Consider the following 17,390-nt stretch of genomic DNA (forward strand, 5'->3'; position numbering starts at 1 on the left):
ACTTATTATTTTAAATTAGAGCGCGAATAGTTGAGAAACAATTATTTGCAAATGTCCTACTGAAATAAATTTCTTTTCGATTCTTTGCATTTGTTTCATTAACTGCACTTCTTTCTAAAATAACTATCAGTGCCTCTTATGCTATTCTTTTACTTACTTTTTGTCAATAACTTTGCTTAATATTACTCTCATTTTCTATCTTCAGTTTAATTAAAAAACGCACTTGATCAAGTGCGTTTTATCTATTTGTTTGGTCTGTTAAGCTTGTGATTTTTCTTTAATTGCCTTAGCAGACTTCTGTAACAAGTTTTCCTCATTAGGAGTTAAATGCAAATCAATTTTGTGGACAATACCTTCACGCCCAACAATTGCGGGATAGGACATGTAAGTCCCATATTTTTCTTGATAACTTGAAACAGGTAATTCTGTCCGTGAATCTGTTAAAATAGCTCGCACAATTCTAACCGCAGCCGCCGAAACACCATAATTAGTATAATGCTTGCCCATAAATACATTTTGACCACCAAATCTGATTTCATCTTCCAGATCTTCAGGTTCCCACGATTCATTTTTAGCCAGTTCAATTAATGGCTGTTCAAATACTTTTACTGTTGACCAGGCTGTAAACTGAGTATCACCATGTTCACCTAATGCAAAACCACTCACAGAACGAGGATCAACTTTAAACTTTTTAGCAACAACTTTTTTCATTCTTGCTGTATCAAGTAAAGTACCAGTACCCAAAACATGTTCTTTTGGCAAACCAGTTAGTTGCTGGTATAGACTGGTTATTGCGTCTACAGGATTAGAAATAACAATCAGAATACCGTTGAAGCCACTATTTTTAATAGATTCAGTAATCGGGCTTAACTGTTTTTTATTATATTCAAGTTCTTGGAAACGATCACCTTTGGTTTCTAATGATATTTTTCCTAAAGTACTAATCACAATGTCAGCATCTTTCAACGCTTCGTAATCATTAACAATGATGTTGGTATGATATGGCAGGTTGGCCATTGCATCTTCAAAATCAATGGCATCAGCGTTTACCTTACCCTCATTTACATCGATCATTACCAAATCATCCACTAAATCTGAAATAATCAATTCATGGGCAACAGTACAACCAACGTGACCATCACCAATAATACCTATTTTTGTTGTCATAATAAGTGCCTTTCTTTTTAAACCTGTTAAAATATTTCAACAAACTTTTTGAATACATCATCATTATACTAAGATAAGACAGCAAAAAATACTCTAAAAACATTAAATAAAGCATTCTTAATTTCTGAAACTAAAATTCAAAATCAGACATTAGTTACCAAGTTTGATATCTTTTGCATAAGGAATTGAAGGTTGAGCACCATATTTTTGCACAGTAATTGATGAAGCTTTATTAGCAAAAAGAACTGCATTTCTTAAGTTAGAAAAATCTGGCTGCAATAAACTTGTCATTGCGCCAATAAAAGTATCTCCGGCAGCTGTAGTATCTACAGCCTTGACTTTAAAAGCCGGAACCAGTTCACTTTCATTTTGATAGTCGTAAAATGCTCCTTTAGCACCGATTGTGATAATAACTGTTTTTACGCCCTGATTATGTAATTTGACAGCAGCCATTTGAGCAGTTTTTTCATCAGTCACCTTAATTCCAGTGATGGTTTCAGCTTCTGTTTCGTTTGGGGTAATGATATCAGTAAGTTTTAACAAATCAGCAGGGATTTTAGCCATTCCTGGAGCTGGGTTTAAAATTGTTTTTACCCCTGCCTCATGAGCAATTTCAAAACCTTTAATTGTTGCAGCAAGTGGAGTCTCGAATTGAGCAATAAGGAAGTCAGAATTTTTAATCAAATCCTGATTCTGCTCAACTTCAGCTGAGCCAAAAGCATAATTTGCACCTGCATATATAGTAATTGAATTCTGACCGCTATCATCTACTGTGATAAACGCTTGTCCAGTTGATTCTTTTTTAGCTGTGATAATACCTTGGGTATTAATGCCTTCACTCTTAAGTAAGCCCAGCATCTCTTTTCCTGGTGCATCGTCACCTACACCACCAATAAAGCTAACTTCACATCCTGACCTTGCCGCAGCCACCGCTTGATTTGCACCTTTGCCACCCGCAGCTGAATAATGTCCGGAAGCATGTACAGTTTCACCTGGTCTAGGCATCTGTTTTACGCGCAAATTAGTATCTAAATTAATACTGCCAATAACTGTAACTTTATTCATTTAAACTCTAAAACCTCTTAATTAGCATAATTTTCAAATAATTTATTTCTACCAAAAATAATAACACATTTGAAATTACCCTCAAATGTGTTATTAGTTTTATTTATGTATATCCCCTAAAATATTTATCTAGGTAAAGATCCAATCTCTGTTTGTGAATTAACCTGACTCATACTAGTTTGATCCGAATCAATATTCTTATTATTTAAAATGATCACAATTACATCGGTTTCCTTGCCTGCATCTTTTGCCTGCTTATAATCGAAATTGGCAAGTATTGCGTAACGCTTTCAGAAAAGATTTTTTAATTTTCAAATCATCATCTTTTAATTTGGTTCCCCAAAGCATATAATTACTTTTATCATTCAATTTAAGTAAGGTAAAAATATGAAGAGACAACTTAACTTTTTCGCTGCTTTAGCAACTGTCATGGGCACCATGATTGGTGGCGGGGCTTTTTTCAAAATTGCTAACATTTCGGCTTTAACTCATAATGCCTGGCTAAGTATCATAGTGTGGCCCTTTGCCGGCTTAATTACTCTAATGGCAGGATTAAGCATAGCTGAATTGGCATCAATATATCCCAAAGATGGTGGACCTGTCAGATATCTGGAAGAAATATACGGTCCCAAAGTTGCCTTTCTGTTTGGCTGGTCATTAATAATTGTCTATTATCCGGCAAATATCGCCGCACTTTCAATCGTATTTGCGACCCAACTAAAAGAAATACCACATTTCAAAGACTTATCTACTACAGTGATTGCTCTAATCGTGATGCTGGCAATACTTTTAATCAATTGGATCGGGTCAAAATTGAGTGGTCAGGTACAAAAAATAACTTTGGTTATTAAGCTCTTGCCGATTGCTGCAATTATAATCTTTGCTTTGTTTTATAGTGGGCCTAATCAATTAGCAGGTACTCCAGCGCCTAAAATAACATCTGCTTCAGGAGCAATGGCCTTCGGACAGGCTCTTTTAGCTGTGCTTTTTGCTTATGATGGCTGGTTAAGTATCGGTAATTTAGCCAGTGAAATAAAAAATCCCGCAAAAACTTTAGCCAAAGCTATTATTTGGGGACTTTTAGGAGTAACGATCATTTACACTCTTCTTAACTGGAGTTATGTTAGAGTCATTCCCTGGTCAAAAGTTGTAGGTAACCAGACAACTGCTCTACTTACCGCCAAAAAATTATTCGGCAGCGTTGGTGGTACTTTGGTTGCTACAGGAATTTTAGTTTCAGTGTTTGGTGCCATTAATGGCCACCTTCTTTTAGGATCCAGAATGCCTTACGTTTTAGGCAAAGAAAAGAAATTGCCAGCTTCAAGCTTTTTCAGCAAATTAAATTCTAAAACAATTGTGCCTACTAACAGCATGATTTTTGAATGCGTAATTGCTACCATTATGATTTTTTCTGGTACATTTGATTCATTAACAAACATGCTTGTTTATGTTTCCTGGATTTTTTCGATTTTATTATTTTTAGGTGTCCTTATCCTACGCAAAAGGCAACCAGATCTTTTACGACCGTACAAAACTCCTTGGTATCCTCTTCCACCTATTCTTGGGATCTGTGGTGCTTTATTTATTGTTGTTACCACTACGCTAACCCAGCCACTTTTGTCACTTACAGGTATTTTATTGACTCTTAGCGGCTGGCCTGTTTATGTTTATGTGCAAAAGAGAAATCAAACTTAAAAGCATAGTTATATTGCGTAAACACTTATACTTGGAACTCTCTTACTGAGCTAACAAAGCTTTTAAGTGCTTGAGAATGATTGTTTTTTAAGTAAATCATTTGCATAGAATAATTCTGATTTTGTTTTTGTGAATGAAAACGACGATAAACTATTTCTGAATCAGGTTGCATTATATGATCAATTAATCCTTTTGGTATATATGCTATTCCTTGATTCAAAGCTGTACTCGTCATTAATTGTTCAATTGATGATACCCTTTTAATTTCATATTTAGTTTCGCTTTTATGCAAAGTTGCAGTGAAAGTCTTTCGCATAAAATCTGAATTTTCATTGCTGTAATAAAACAAAGTTCTACCTTCTAGGTCCTTTTCATCAATATATTTCTTTTTACTTAAGCTGTTTTCTTTGCTTATGCCTAGGACCATCTCATTTGAGTAAACCGGTAAGAATTCATAAAGAGAAGCTTGAGGAATGTTATATGAACCATAATGATTGACGTATGCACAATCAAGTTTATTTAAGACAAGATCAGCAAGAATATGTTCTACACTTTCTTCTACCGTAATAAATCGAATTTCAGGTAGAAGTTTTTTTCTTTTATAATTAATAATTTCTTTTTCCATTATATAAGCATCAAAAATGGAGAAATAACTCAGATAAAGAGTGCATTCGTCCGAATTTGAAATATTTTGCAACTCAGAAATTGTTGAATCGAAATTATTAAGATATTCCTGTGCCCTACCAGCAAAGTACTTTCCTGCTGCTGTGAGACGAATACTATTAGTAGTACGGGTAAATAATTTTACTCCAATTTCGTTTTCCAACCGGGAAATCTGCCGTGATACTGCTCTTTGAGTAACGTAACGTTCCTCTGCTACTCTGCCAAAACTGCCCTGTTGGACAACTGCCAAAAATACTTTTAATTGTTCACTGTCCATTTTACCTAACCTTTCACCTGTACATTTGTGTTCTACTACGTCTAAATTAACTATAACACCACTTTGATGTAAGCGATTATAATTTTTATGTAAAGTATAGGAGGATAAAAATGGAAGTTAAAGACAACTATGATGTAATTATTGTCGGTGGTGGTGCAGCTGGCTTTACAGCTGCATATGAAGCAAGCCACAACGGTTTGTCAGTTTTAGTAGTTGAAAAAGGCAGAAATACTGGAGGTAGTGGAGAATACATTGAAGGTGCTTTTGCAGTAGATTCATACTTGCAAAAGCAACATAATGTAAAACTAACAAAAGAAGATGTCCTATCTGAAGAGCTTAATTACTCTCATTACCGTGCTGATACTCAAGTTTGGAAAGAGTATATAGATGCTTCAGCTGGAATAATAAAATGGCTAAAAGATTTGGGTGTCGAATATTTAGATGTTGCTCCCTTAGGTAGTGGTTACAGGACATGGCACTTATTCAAGGGCTTAGGTAAGTCGGTAATTCATGATGTTTTGGAACCAAAAGCTAAAAAGCAAGGGACAGATGTCATTACATCAACTGAAGTAACCAAAGTCAATTTGAGCAATAACGGACAGGTTGAAAGTGTGAATATTGAAAGTTTAGCAGATCACTCTACTAAAACTATTAATACTAAGGCTGTTGTTTTAGCAACAGGTGGATACCTAAATAACAAGGAACTAATCAAAAATGAAACTCATTATGATGTCGATCAGCTTATCCCAGTAAATTCTGAAAAAAATACGGGCGATGGTTTACAACTTGCCTGGAAAGTAGGAGCACAAAAATATGCAATGGGTACAGCAATGCTTTTTGGCGGTTATTTAAAAGACCATACTAAGCCGGGTTATGTTTACCGCTATTCCGAACTTAATAGCGCTGCTGATCAGCAATCGTTACTTTGGGTTAACGAGAATGGCGATCGCTTTGTTAACGAAGAAGTTGTAGACAATTTTGCATTGGCAGGAAATGCTTTATTTACTCAAGGTAAAGTATTTACAGTTTTGGACCAAAGTACGATAGATCATTTGGCAAATGATAAGTTATACAAGCCAATGGGCACTTGGGATTACCATGATACTAAACTGCCTCATCTCAAAGAAGAGATGCAAAAGGCATTTGCAGAAGGTGCGTCTTATCTTACAAAAGCTGATTCAATAAATGAATTAGCAAATAAAGTCAATTTAGCTAATCTAGAAAAAACGGTTGACCGTTACAATCAGCTTGCTCATAGTGGCGAAGATGTTGATTTTGGTAAAAAAGCGGATTTCATGATTCCAATTGAAAATGGTCCTTTCTATGCTATAGAACTGGGAATTGGAGCATTTTGCACAATGGGAGGATTAAAAACAAATACTGAACACAACGTTATAGATCAAAGTGGCAAACCAATCGCAGGTTTATACGCAGCAGGAAATGATGCTGCCGGAATGTTGATTGGTGATACCTATGGACCTAACATGCCAGGTACTGAGGCAGGATTTGTCTTTTATTCTGGTAAACATGTTGCTGATGTTATTTATCAACAAATAAAAGGATAATTAAAATTATAAAAAACGAGTCATATTGATGTGACTCGCTTTTTGTATACCAATTCTGAAAATAATAATATTCATTCTATTGACTGTCAAAAAGTTAATAAAAAATTTCTAATAATTCATGAAGTTTCAGTTCTTTAATTTTATTTATAAATTGTTTTTAGTTTAATAATTTCAAGATAAGATAAAAGCATAGAAGATAAATACCTAAAACAAATAGCAAAAGAATAAAACTAAGTATAGAAAATGAGGCTTTTTCATTAAAATTTTTATGATTTAGCACAACACTTATTAACAATAGTATTGACTCTATTGTTACCACAAGGTTTAAGAGGAATGCTTGACAAGAAATCAAAACGAATAGCCATAAACAGGTCTTTCTTAGGTCCATCATAAAAATTCTTTCATTTGACCATAAATACCATCCCACTAATGCATTAATTGATGCAAGCATAATAACAACTGCAAATTTTGGATTAAGTTGTAAAATTTCAACAAAATTATTAAAATTATAAATTTTTGACGTATTAAGATAAATATAAACTAAATAAATTATTGCAGAAGCAAACAATAAAATATAATTTAATTTATATAAATAATTTAAATGATTTTTTATCCAAACTTTTGACATTAAAAAGTCCTCAAAAAAGATTGATCAGTGGGCGGAGTTAACTGTTAAAATATTTTCTTCGCCTGCTTTAACTTTATTTGTTTCTAAAGGCTTAACTGTATATCTTTCTTTGCTTAAATTAGTGAAAATCATTACAGAAATAGGAGATAAATTATTTTCTTTGATTATATCTAAATTTACTTCAGCTATTTCTTGTCCTTTAACAATATTATCTCCAGGTTTAATTAAAATATTAAAACCTTTCCCTTTTAAATTTACAGTATCAATTCCGATATGAAGCAATACTTCATTGCCAAAATTATCGGTAAATCCAAGTGCATGTTTAGTTGGAAAAACAGTCGTTACTTTACCAGAAATAGGGGAAACTATTTTACCATCAGTTAAATTTACCCCATACCCATCACCTAAAGTTTTCTTACTTAATACCTCATCTGGAATTTTAGACAATTGAATAAACTGACCAGTAAACGGAGAAACTACATCATTTAAAGCATCAACATTTTCAGAATTTGTTTTATCTTCTTCACTATTCAATAAAGAAGAACTGGCAATGCTTTCGCCTCTTAGCATTTTTAAAACTTCATCTTTAATAGCAGGAGCTTTGTTGCCATATATAATTTGAATATTATTGCCCACAGAGGTTACACCTGACGCTCCTAAATTAGTAAATGATGATCTATTAACTCTACTAATATCATTTACATCCACACGAAGGCGAGAATAGCAAGCATTAACGTTTTGTATATTATTTTTCCCACCTAAGTTCTCTATAATACCGGAAATCAGTTTGACATTGGAAATCTCGCCACTTGTTTCTGAAGCATCAGCACTATTTTCACTTTCAGCAGACTCGTCTTCTCTACCAGTTGTTTTTAGATTAAATTTTTCTATTGCAAATTTAAACATAAAATAATATAGGCCGAAAAATACTATACCAATTGGAATAACAATCCACCAATTTGTTCTATTAGTTAAAACATTGAAAAACAAGTAATCAAAAAATCCACCAGAAAATGATAAACCAAGGTGAGCTCCGACTAAATTAGCTACTGAAAAGCCTAAGCCAGTAATTACCGCATGAATTAAAAATAATACTGGAGCAGTAAATATAAAAAGAAATTCAAGAGGCTCTGTAACTCCAGCAACAAATGCTGTAATAGCTCCTGAGAGCATAATTCCTCCCACACGTTTTTTGTTTTTTGGATAAGCAGTTTTATACATAGCTAAAGCAGCAGCCGGCATACTAAACATTTTTAATATAAACTCACCATTCATAAAAGTACCGGCAGTTATTTTTGCATTATCAGCTAATTGAGCAAAGAAAATTAACTGATCGCCGTGAATGGTTTGCCCAGCTTTATTAACATAAGAGCCAGCTTGTAACCAAAAAGTGGGCCACCAAATATGATTCATCCCAAATGGAATGGTAAGTCTTTCAACAAAACCAAACATAAAACCAGCAAAAACGGAACTACTATTAGCAATTGCATCAGAAAGCCAATTTATTCCTCCTTGGATTGGAGGCCAAACCAAGCAAAGAACTAAACCCATTGCAAAACCAGCAAAGGCTGTGATAATTGGAACGCTCCTTTTACCTGCAAAAAATGCAAAAGCTGTGGGGAGTTTAACATCATAGAATTTATTATAAATGTATGAAACCATCACACCGACAAGAATGCCTCCTAAAACACCCGTTTGTAACGTCGGTATGCCTAAAATGTTTGCATAAGCATTAGATGATTGGACCATTTTATCACTTACGCCCAAAGTCCCTCCCATTGTCACGCACATAATTAAATAGCCGACAATGGAGGAGAGTGCAGCTACTCCAGCATCATTTGTCAATCCAATAGCGACACCAGCACAAAATATTAATGGCAAGTTACTAAAAATTATGTTCCCACATTGTAATGCCACATTAAAGATTCTTTCACTTGCTGGGTTTCGCATAAATGGCATCATAGCCAAAAAACTTTGACTAGTAAAAATAGTACCAAATGCTAAAAGTAACCCTGCAGCAGGTAAAATTGCAATTGGAGTTTGCAGTGACGCACCTATATTAGTGAGTTTTGCCACAAACTTCATTCCTAATTTTTTCATAAGCTATCCCCTTCTTTAAAAATTAACATTTATTTATTAGCCATTCTTTTAATTTGGAATCAAGTTTTAATATCGTTAATGCTGCCCCATTCATATTCAATGATGTTACCAAATTACCAACTTTAGTAGATACTACCTTAATATCTTGTTTTTTGAGCCAATACATGACATCTTGAAATAAGATGTACTGCTCACCAATAGGAGTACTACCAAGTCCAGATAACATAATTGCTACCTCAGCTTCTTCAGGAATATCTAAATCCTCAATCAACTCACCTACCATTTTTTTAGCAATCTCATTTGACGAACTTAAATTATACTTTTCTAGTCCAGATTCTCCATGATGCCCGATTCCTAATTCATACTTTCCATCCGGAATCTTAAAATTTGGGTGACCAACTGCTGGAATAGTCAGTTCTTTTAATCCAACACATATGCTGGCTGTATTGTCTGCAGCTCTTTGTGCTGCCGCACAAACTTCTTCAAGGGACCCACCCTGTTCAGCTACCTTTCCAGCAACTAGCCACATATAGTACAATCCCGCAATACCATGTCTTCGATCTTTTTCAGATTTTGGTGCTGAAGCAATATCATCACTAGATACAACACTTTTAACTTTTATTCCTTCATCTGCAGCATCCATAATTGCACTTTTGACGTTCATGTTGTCTCCAGAATAATTGCCAAAAATACATGCGACTCCTGCTCCTTGATCTGCTACTTTAAACGCTTCTCTGAAAGATTTAGCTGTAGGAGATGAAAAAATTTCTCCAATTGCAGCGGCATCAAGCATCCCAGGTCTTATGTAACCAATAAATGAAGGTTCATGACCACTACCTCCACCTGAAACCAAAGTTACCCGTTTAGGTATTTTTTTCCTTTTCACAACACGAGAATTATTTGGCAAAGTTTCTAAATCTCTATTATCCAGAAGATACCCTTTAACAATTTCATCAACAACGTCATTAGGATTATTAATAAATCGCTGCATTTTAAATTCCTCTTTCAAGACTAATTATTGATTCTGCAAAAGCTTGCAGAATCAAATTACAAGAGGCAGCACCTGCATCCAAATGACCAACAGTTTTGTCTCCTAAGCGTGCTGCTCTACCAATATTTGCTTTTAAATTACGTGTTGATTCGAAACCTTTTTTCGCTTCTTTTTGCATATATTGCAAACTAGAAATCAAGTTTTTATTAATTTGCCACTCTTGATCAAAACCTTTGACTGCGGGAATTAAAGTATCTAAAAGTGACTTATCACCTATCTTAGCGCTTGTAATGCTTTCAACACTATTCAAGGCATTATGCAGCATATCATTAACCGTATCACCGCTAATTTCCTCTTTGTCTGCTGTAGCCTTAATAAATCCCTTGAAAAACATGCCATATAAGGGTCCCATTGAACCACCTATGTGATCCATTAAGGCTGTTTTAATTGCTTGAAATCCTCCACTCATATCATTAATATGCTCATTACTAATAATTTTTTGTGCTAAGATCATTCCTTTGGACATATTAATTCCATGATCACCATCACCCAATGAATCTAGCTCACTTAAATAATCCCTATTTTTACAAATAGACTCAATTATACTTTTAGGAACTGAAATGGCTTGACTATTTTTAATCATCTTCCACAACTCCTATTCTAAGTTGGCATGTCTGTCAAAATACTTATTGGTTGCAATATTTTGATATTCACCCAGTGGAATGATCATTGAGTCCAAAAGAACAAGCATTGAAATTTCAAACATGCTTCCGCCTGGAAGTATGTTCTTTTTATTTTCTGCACTTTCCGGTAACTTATCAGTATAAGCAGGGATTCTCAAAAATTCATTAGCCATTTTTCCAAGAGTAGACTCGGGAAATATAGTCAAAACAAAAATTTGTCCACCAATTTCCTGCGCCTTTTTTGAAATTGAAATCAAGTTGCCGGTCTCTCCTGAAGCACTGCCAATAATCAAAAGATCATCTTTACTATAAGCGGGTGTGATAGTATCACCTACTACATAACTGTCAAAACCTAAGTGCATTAGTCGCATTGCGAACGCGCGCAGCATTAAAAGTGAACGTCCCGCACCAGCAACAAATATTCTTTTTGCACCTTTAATTTTATTCATTAATAATTCAATATCTTTACCCGATACTTTATTTTCTATATCAGATATTTCTTTACCAGCAATCGTAGCTATTTCTTTTGTGTTATATTCCATATTTTTTACCGATATTGTCCAATAATCTCATACATTTTCTTAGCAACTTCTCCTGGGTTATCAACTTTTGCTAGTCCACCACCAACAACGACATCATCAATATCCGCTTTGCATGCATCTTCAAACGTGCTCAGCTTGATGCCACCAGCCGCAGCTGTTTTACTTTTAGTGCCTTTCAAAAACTTAACTTCTTCAATTGGACTTACACCTGTGTTTTGTATGTCATAGCCTACATGGACACAAATATAATCCGGACCCCATTCATCAACGGTTTTGGCACGTTCAGCAATATTTTTTACAGAACACATATCTACCAGAACTTTGCCATTATATTTTTTAGCATTTTCAATAACTTCCTTAATTGTTGCGTCTTCAGAAGCTCCAAGGACAGAAACCATATCAGCACCGGCTTTAAATGCTACATCAGACATTGGCTGACCACCATCCATGATTTTTATGTCCGCAAAAACTTCTTTATCTGGATATAAGTCTTTTATTTCTTTTACTGCTTGGGCTCCTTCAGAAATCATCAATGGTGTCCCTATTTCAATAATATCAACATAGGGACCAACCTCAGCTAAAACTTTCTCTGCTTGTGCAATTGTTTCTAAATCAAGCGCTACGTGTAATTTTTTCATAATTAAAATTTCTCCCTTATATCAAACATTTTCATAATCGTATCAATATATTTATCCGGGTCTCCCAAGAAATTAAATTTGTCTGGAGATTCCAGAAAAGTTTTATATACTGGCTGATTAAATTTAATTCCGAGGCTTTCATTTTCAACCGGTAAAGCTATTTTCACTAGTGGTAGTTTTTTATAATGATCATTCTTTTTAAACTTTAATTTGTCATCTTCCATGCCAACATAGACACCTAGACCATGATGATATCGAACATTATCATAAAATATTTCACATGGTTGATAAGCTAAATTAGAGAAAACTAAATCCCCTTTGCCAATATTAATGGAACAGTGACCATAATCTGGCGGAACTATAATTGCTTGCCCCGCTTCTACTTTGACCAAAATGATATCGTCAACTTTTATGTCATTTTTTTCTGTCACATCAAAATTCATTGACTTTTGAAGCTCAAACATTGCCGTACCACTGAGAACTTCATATACCTCTGGATAAGAATGATTCTTATTATTTTCCCAGCCATGGTAGTGACCACTAGTCTTTTTGCATTCAAACCCAACCCGGCCTTGATGAATAACCGTGATATCATACTGAAACTGATAGCGCTTAAAAAGTTCTCTATCCTGATCGCAAATAATTCCGCGATAAACATCATATACATTTTCATGCTTATCATTATGTGATGAATCTTCATATAGGTCGCTCATTTGCAAAATATTTTTTTCACCATATCCTTGTAGCATGTATGGTGCTTCAAACAATAGCTTTTTTGATCCATTGTTTTGGTAAATGGGTAATCCGCTTTTTTGTAATTCTGCTAACATATTTTCCTCCTTTTAATCATGTTTTTAATTGTTTATGTTTAAAACAATTAAAAACAATTATTTACAAAGGTATAATACAACAATTTTGTAATCGATTTCAAGCAAAATTTTAAAAAATAACAGTAATTTTTGCTGTTTAAGGCAATTTTTTCAAAAAAAGATATAAGATATATAATAAAAAACAATATAAAACAATTAAGTAAGGTAGGATTTTGATGTTAAAAACCGAAAGACAACAAATGATATTGAAAATTGTGGAACAAAACGGGAAAGCAGAAACTAATGATTTAGTTAAAAAATTCAATGTCACTGAGGACACCATTAGAAAAGACTTCAATAGCTTAAGTAATAAGGGACTTGTAAAGCGTACACATGGTGGTGTCATGAAAATCCAAGGCGTATTAGATTATGACTATCGTCTAACTCAAGATGTTGCAACAAAGAAAAAAATTGCAAAAGTAATTTGTGATTACCTTATACAGTTCAAAACGATTTTTATAGACAGTGGTTCTACTAATCAAATTATCGCTGAGGAATTACTTAACAAATATCATGGAACAATAATAACTAACTCTCCTGCAATTGCCTTATCTCTCAGCCGTAACAAGCAAATTAAAATTGAAATTATTGGTGGCTCTTTAAACCCAAGAACAAAAGTAATTTTAGGAACAAAGAGTATTAATGAAATTTCACAACTAAATTTGGAATGTACATTATTAGGTGTTTCCTCTATAGATTTTAAAATGGGTATTACCTATCCAAACAATGATGAAGCAACACTTAAAACTACATTAATCAAACAAAGTAAAAATATAGTTGTTGCTATTAGTAAAGAGAAGTTAGAAACTTTTTCCACATTTAGTGCTGGGCAACTATCCGACGTAAACGCCTTATATACTGACGAAACAAATAAAAGTTTATTAAAAAAATACAAGCAAAAAATAGCTAGAGTTATTTCTTGCTAAATTATTGACAAAAAATCGCATCAAAAAAGACTAACAAATCAAAATTTGCTAAATTGATTTATTAGTCTTTTAACTTGTAAATATTAATCTATATGAGACAAAATTTTGTTTAACATTAGTAAACTTTACTTAAATAATAAAAACTAAAAATCTATATAAGACTTTATTTTTTCGCATTTCTTTTTTTAATACTAGAATTTATTTCTTTTACAGTCTGCACCTGTGACAAAATAACGATCAGCCAAATAACAATATAAGCTAATATAAATACGCCAATCAGCCAAAAATTAATCGGCCACTTATTTATCCAGGACATTAACAACACTAATAAAAATGTTCCTATAATATGAACGCTAAAAGCAATAGCAGGCGGCACATCCATTGCAAAAATCATTGATAAAATTCCTATTAATCCAGAAATAATAAAAACGGAAATAACACCTAAACGGGTAGGAACATCAGGAAAAGCAAAAGTCAATATTATCAAATAAGTAGCTGCACCAAAGCCCACACCGGTAAAGAAATAGTTAATGAAATTACTTAATTTTCTCATTTTAAAGACCCAACTCTCTTTTTAATGCTGGCAAATACAGTCTGGAAACATCAGCTTTTAGATTATTTTTTAAAAGTGCGATCATATTTCCTGCAAAACCTACTTCTATCGATTCCAGAAAATTAATATTGATAATGCCATGTTTTGAAACCTGGATAAACCCATCACCCAGTTTTTCTAGTACCTGATATAATCTACCAGTTGTTTTTATCATGTTTTTGGTAGTATAAAACGTAATATCTGTTGTCTGGATCTCTACTTTGATAATTTCTGTTCGTTTAATGGTTACTATTCTGTCTTCCACTTTAACTGGTAAAAGATCATATCTTTTTTCACCAAATTTGTGCAAATAATTAACTAAATCATTAACTGCTTCACTTTTTTGAGCTGCTTTAATTTCAACTTCAATTTCCTGTTCATTTAAATCAGAATCTGTTTTAAATTCAATTTTCACTTTACTTATTGCTCCTCCTATCAGTGATAAAAGAAAGCAAACCAATTACTAAAATTAGTATTGCAATCATTAATAGTAAAACGAGCATATTATTTAGCCGCCAATTATTCATCTTAAATTGCATTCCTAAATAATTTGTTAAATGTCGTTTTACATTAGCAGGAAAAGTGGCCAGTGTCTGCTTAAGTAAAAAATATCTTAAAGCAGCTGCTTCATAACTACTTGGTACTAATTTTACCAAACTTTGTGCTTGGGAGACTAATATCCCATATGGCAAATAGGTCGCTACAGCAAAACCAGCAGCAGCTCCTAAAACAGCGGAAAGTCTGCTAAAAGTAGTACTGGAATGCATGAAAAGCACGATTATTTCATCTAATAATGTAGCTGCAATTGCACCTACCAAGATATATAAAAGTCCTGGTAAATAAGCTGATTGAGGAATCGTAATATGATCAACTAATGAAAAGTATATTGCCATTACGATAAAGGTGATGATTTGCATAAAAAAGCTGACTGTTGTTCCTGATAAAATGTAAGCAAAATTTTCTGCAAAGCCTGATATGCCTGTTAATTCAAAATCAGCGTCAGCTCGACTTTCGCGGTCACTTACTTGTTGACCTAAGGCTTGAAAAGCGGTAGTAATACCAGAAACCGCAACTATACCAGCTATCATCCATAAATCTAATATCTTAGTCACATGAGGCAGTTGCTGCCAATTACTTCTTAAATTATTTTGCAAAAAGCCAATATAGATAAAGAAAGAAATCAGTGCACCCAAGCATGACATGAATACAGCAGGAATGTTAGAGAAATAAATTTTCAAATTTCTACGAAATAATGCAAACATTTAATGTATCTCCTTTCCGGTAATCTGAAGGAAGGCATCATTGATTGTTCCTTTGCGATATGAAAAATCGGTAATATTTTCTTGATTGTTTTTTAAAATTTCAATTGCTTCTTGAGGGGATAATATGTCAATCGCAACTTGATCTTGACTGAGTCGAATAACTTTTTGTTTAATCTGTAAAATTTTGGTTTCCTTAATAGTAAGAATCAATTTATTAGGGGCAAATTCGGTCTTAATTTCAGCTGCAGAGCCACTGGCAAGAATTTTACCATTTTCCAAAATATACATTTGGTCAGCATTTTCTGCCTCCTCTAAATAATGAGTTGTCAAAAAAATAGTAAGGTTTTGTTGCTGCTGCAGTTTAGTCAATAATTTCCAAATAGCATTTCTTGTTTGGATATCAAGTCCTGTAGTTGGTTCATCTAAAAAAAGCAAATCCGGATTACAAATCAATGCTCGAGCTATGTCTACCTTTCTTTTTTGACCACCTGATAAAGTGCTAAATTTTTGATTTAAAAATTCTTTGATGCCGATCAAATCAATTAGGTGTTCAAGCCACTCATTAGAAAATTTACGATACATCTGTGCCCTTAAATAAAGGTTATCCTTGACTGTTAAAACATTATCTAAAACGCTATTTTGAAAAACTACTCCAATTTTAAGATTTGAGGCTTTTGAAATGATACCTGAAGTTGGTTTTAATAGTCCTGTTAACATATTTATTGTGGTTGACTTGCCTGCACCATTCGTACCTAAATACGCCACTAATTGTCCTTGCTTTATTTGAATATCAGCTTTATTAACGGCAATTTTATTACCAAATTTTTTAGTTAACCCTTGTGTTTCAATTAACATAGCGATACCTCTTCCTTAATTTGAATTAAGCATACTAGTTCAAATAAAATTTGTAGCGCATTTTATAATAAGAGACAAAATAGTAATCACAAAAAGATGAAATTAAGACACAAAAATTAAAAAGGTGTTAATCAAATTTTGGTCAACGCCTTTAGTGTTCAAAATTAACTTATTTACTTAAATGAATCTCGCGGTCAAATAAACTTTGCAGTTTTTCATCGAAATTATGCGCGATAAAAATGACAGTACTCGGCATTTTAAGGAGTTCTTGCAAGATCGCTCTGGTTCCCTCCTGATCAATTGCACTTGTGCCTTCATCAATTAACAGAATCTTACTGTCATGTATCTGCGCGCGCCATTATTTTGAGTAAGCTTAAATCTATTAAAACAAAAATTGCAGTTAGTAAAACAAAAGACCAGTTTAAGCTAAAAAGGACACCGGCAGAAAGCAAAATGATGAACAAATTGCTAAGAACATTAACCCAGGGCAGAGCAAAATCGCTGGTTAAAGTATCGAGATTGCTTTGCAGATAATTCTGCATTTGCGCGACTGTCGCATCGTTTTCATTATAAAATGGTCTACCATTTGCCTTCTTAATTGATCAAGATATTCCTGAATCTGTGCGTTAAAAAGGTAAGTCGCTAAAGGCAAAATAAATACACCACAAACTACCGGGATAAATTCAATTAATTGCCAGCGAATGTAAACGGGCAAGTTACCCACACTAAGTCCGTTAACTGCGAATTGAAAAAAATATTGGTCAAGTGATCCTGTAACAGCAAAAATAAAATAAAGTAAGATAATAAAAATTGCTCGTTGTTTATTAGAGCCAATCAGTCCTTTTAATGTCATGTGTTTGCGTCTTTCATTT

The 17,390-nt window shown here is 33.6% G+C and carries 18 protein-coding genes and 1 pseudogene; 3 read left to right on the forward strand and 16 right to left on the reverse strand.

Features of this window, described 5'->3' with window-relative positions:
* Positions 1-258: 258 nt before the first annotated feature.
* Entirely contained in the window at positions 259-1,167 is a 909-nt protein-coding gene (locus LACWKB10_RS09030; protein ID WP_034981455.1) for an L-lactate dehydrogenase, read from the reverse strand.
* 150 nt (positions 1,168-1,317) lie between these two features.
* A complete protein-coding gene (gene rbsK, locus LACWKB10_RS09035; RefSeq protein WP_034981458.1) occupies positions 1,318-2,232 on the reverse strand; it encodes a ribokinase in 915 nt (304 codons plus the stop codon).
* A 387-nt stretch (positions 2,233-2,619) separates the two neighbouring features.
* Between rbsK and LACWKB10_RS09040 the strand changes: the two genes are divergently transcribed.
* Positions 2,620-3,927: an APC family permease gene (locus LACWKB10_RS09040; protein WP_034981461.1), complete on the forward strand. Its 1,308-nt coding sequence runs from the start codon at positions 2,620-2,622 to the stop codon at positions 3,925-3,927.
* 25 nt (positions 3,928-3,952) lie between these two features.
* Here the strand turns inward: LACWKB10_RS09040 and LACWKB10_RS09045 are convergent, their stop codons facing one another.
* Positions 3,953-4,867 carry a LysR family transcriptional regulator gene (locus LACWKB10_RS09045; protein ID WP_034981464.1) on the reverse strand — a complete coding sequence of 305 codons (915 nt, stop codon included), beginning with the start codon at positions 4,865-4,867 and terminating at the stop codon, positions 3,953-3,955.
* Positions 4,868-4,977: 110 nt separating this feature from the next.
* Here LACWKB10_RS09045 and LACWKB10_RS09050 point away from each other — a divergent pair, with 110 nt between their 5' ends.
* Positions 4,978-6,432: an FAD-dependent oxidoreductase gene (locus tag LACWKB10_RS09050; protein WP_034981467.1), complete on the forward strand. Its 1,455-nt coding sequence runs from the start codon at positions 4,978-4,980 to the stop codon at positions 6,430-6,432.
* Between the two features lie 157 nt (positions 6,433-6,589).
* Here the strand turns inward: LACWKB10_RS09050 and LACWKB10_RS09055 are convergent, their stop codons facing one another.
* Genes LACWKB10_RS09055 through LACWKB10_RS09085 form a run of 7 tightly spaced genes read right to left on the reverse strand, consistent with a single transcriptional unit; the run spans position 6,590 to position 12,844 of the window.
* Positions 6,590-7,060: a hypothetical protein gene (locus tag LACWKB10_RS09055; protein WP_034981470.1), complete on the reverse strand. Its 471-nt coding sequence runs from the start codon at positions 7,058-7,060 to the stop codon at positions 6,590-6,592.
* A gap of 24 nt (positions 7,061-7,084) precedes the next feature.
* Entirely contained in the window at positions 7,085-9,160 is a 2,076-nt protein-coding gene (gene ptsG / locus LACWKB10_RS09060) for a glucose-specific PTS transporter subunit IIBC (RefSeq protein WP_052060377.1), read from the reverse strand.
* Positions 9,161-9,182: 22 nt separating this feature from the next.
* Complete coding sequence (locus LACWKB10_RS09065; RefSeq protein WP_034981473.1) at positions 9,183-10,151, reverse strand: dihydroxyacetone kinase subunit DhaK; 969 nt, start codon at positions 10,149-10,151, stop codon at positions 9,183-9,185.
* 1 nt (position 10,152) lies between these two features.
* Complete coding sequence (gene dhaL / locus LACWKB10_RS09070) at positions 10,153-10,794, reverse strand: dihydroxyacetone kinase subunit DhaL (RefSeq protein ID WP_034981476.1); 642 nt, start codon at positions 10,792-10,794, stop codon at positions 10,153-10,155.
* Positions 10,795-10,806: 12 nt separating this feature from the next.
* Positions 10,807-11,376 (reverse strand): 6-phospho-3-hexuloisomerase, encoded by a 570-nt coding sequence (gene hxlB, locus LACWKB10_RS09075; RefSeq protein WP_052060378.1) that lies wholly within the window; start codon positions 11,374-11,376, stop codon positions 10,807-10,809.
* Between the two features lie 5 nt (positions 11,377-11,381).
* Positions 11,382-12,014: a 3-hexulose-6-phosphate synthase gene (gene hxlA, locus LACWKB10_RS09080; RefSeq protein ID WP_034981480.1), complete on the reverse strand. Its 633-nt coding sequence runs from the start codon at positions 12,012-12,014 to the stop codon at positions 11,382-11,384.
* A 2-nt stretch (positions 12,015-12,016) separates the two neighbouring features.
* The gene (locus LACWKB10_RS09085; protein WP_034981487.1) at positions 12,017-12,844 is read right to left on the reverse strand and encodes a glucose-6-phosphate isomerase family protein; all 828 of its coding nucleotides are present in this window, start codon (positions 12,842-12,844) and stop codon (positions 12,017-12,019) included.
* A gap of 215 nt (positions 12,845-13,059) precedes the next feature.
* Here LACWKB10_RS09085 and LACWKB10_RS09090 point away from each other — a divergent pair, with 215 nt between their 5' ends.
* Positions 13,060-13,809, forward strand: coding sequence for a DeoR/GlpR family DNA-binding transcription regulator (locus LACWKB10_RS09090; protein WP_034981489.1), 750 nt, complete (start codon positions 13,060-13,062; stop codon positions 13,807-13,809).
* A gap of 163 nt (positions 13,810-13,972) precedes the next feature.
* Here LACWKB10_RS09090 and LACWKB10_RS09095 read toward each other — a convergent pair whose 3' ends face one another.
* The 6 genes and pseudogenes from LACWKB10_RS09095 to LACWKB10_RS09115 form a co-directional block, all read right to left on the reverse strand.
* Positions 13,973-14,362 (reverse strand): DUF3021 family protein, encoded by a 390-nt coding sequence (locus LACWKB10_RS09095; protein WP_034981501.1) that lies wholly within the window; start codon positions 14,360-14,362, stop codon positions 13,973-13,975.
* 1 nt (position 14,363) lies between these two features.
* Entirely contained in the window at positions 14,364-14,816 is a 453-nt protein-coding gene (locus LACWKB10_RS09100; RefSeq protein ID WP_034981503.1) for a LytTR family DNA-binding domain-containing protein, read from the reverse strand.
* Position 14,817: 1 nt separating this feature from the next.
* A complete protein-coding gene (locus tag LACWKB10_RS09105; protein WP_034981504.1) occupies positions 14,818-15,663 on the reverse strand; it encodes a hypothetical protein in 846 nt (281 codons plus the stop codon).
* Positions 15,664-16,518 carry an ABC transporter ATP-binding protein gene (locus tag LACWKB10_RS09110; protein ID WP_034981506.1) on the reverse strand — a complete coding sequence of 285 codons (855 nt, stop codon included), beginning with the start codon at positions 16,516-16,518 and terminating at the stop codon, positions 15,664-15,666. It abuts the gene before it with no gap.
* Positions 16,519-16,687: 169 nt separating this feature from the next.
* A pseudogene (locus LACWKB10_RS10320) lies at positions 16,688-16,873 on the reverse strand (ABC transporter ATP-binding protein); the annotation flags it as partial.
* Between the two features lie 150 nt (positions 16,874-17,023).
* On the reverse strand, positions 17,024-17,371 hold the full coding sequence (locus LACWKB10_RS09115) for a hypothetical protein (protein WP_052060379.1): 348 nt from the start codon (positions 17,369-17,371) through the stop codon (positions 17,024-17,026).
* Between the last annotated feature and the right edge of the window lie 19 nt (positions 17,372-17,390).

The sequence above is a fragment of the Lactobacillus sp. wkB10 genome, from assembly GCF_000760615.1.
GTDB lineage: Bacteria > Bacillota > Bacilli > Lactobacillales > Lactobacillaceae > Lactobacillus > Lactobacillus huangpiensis.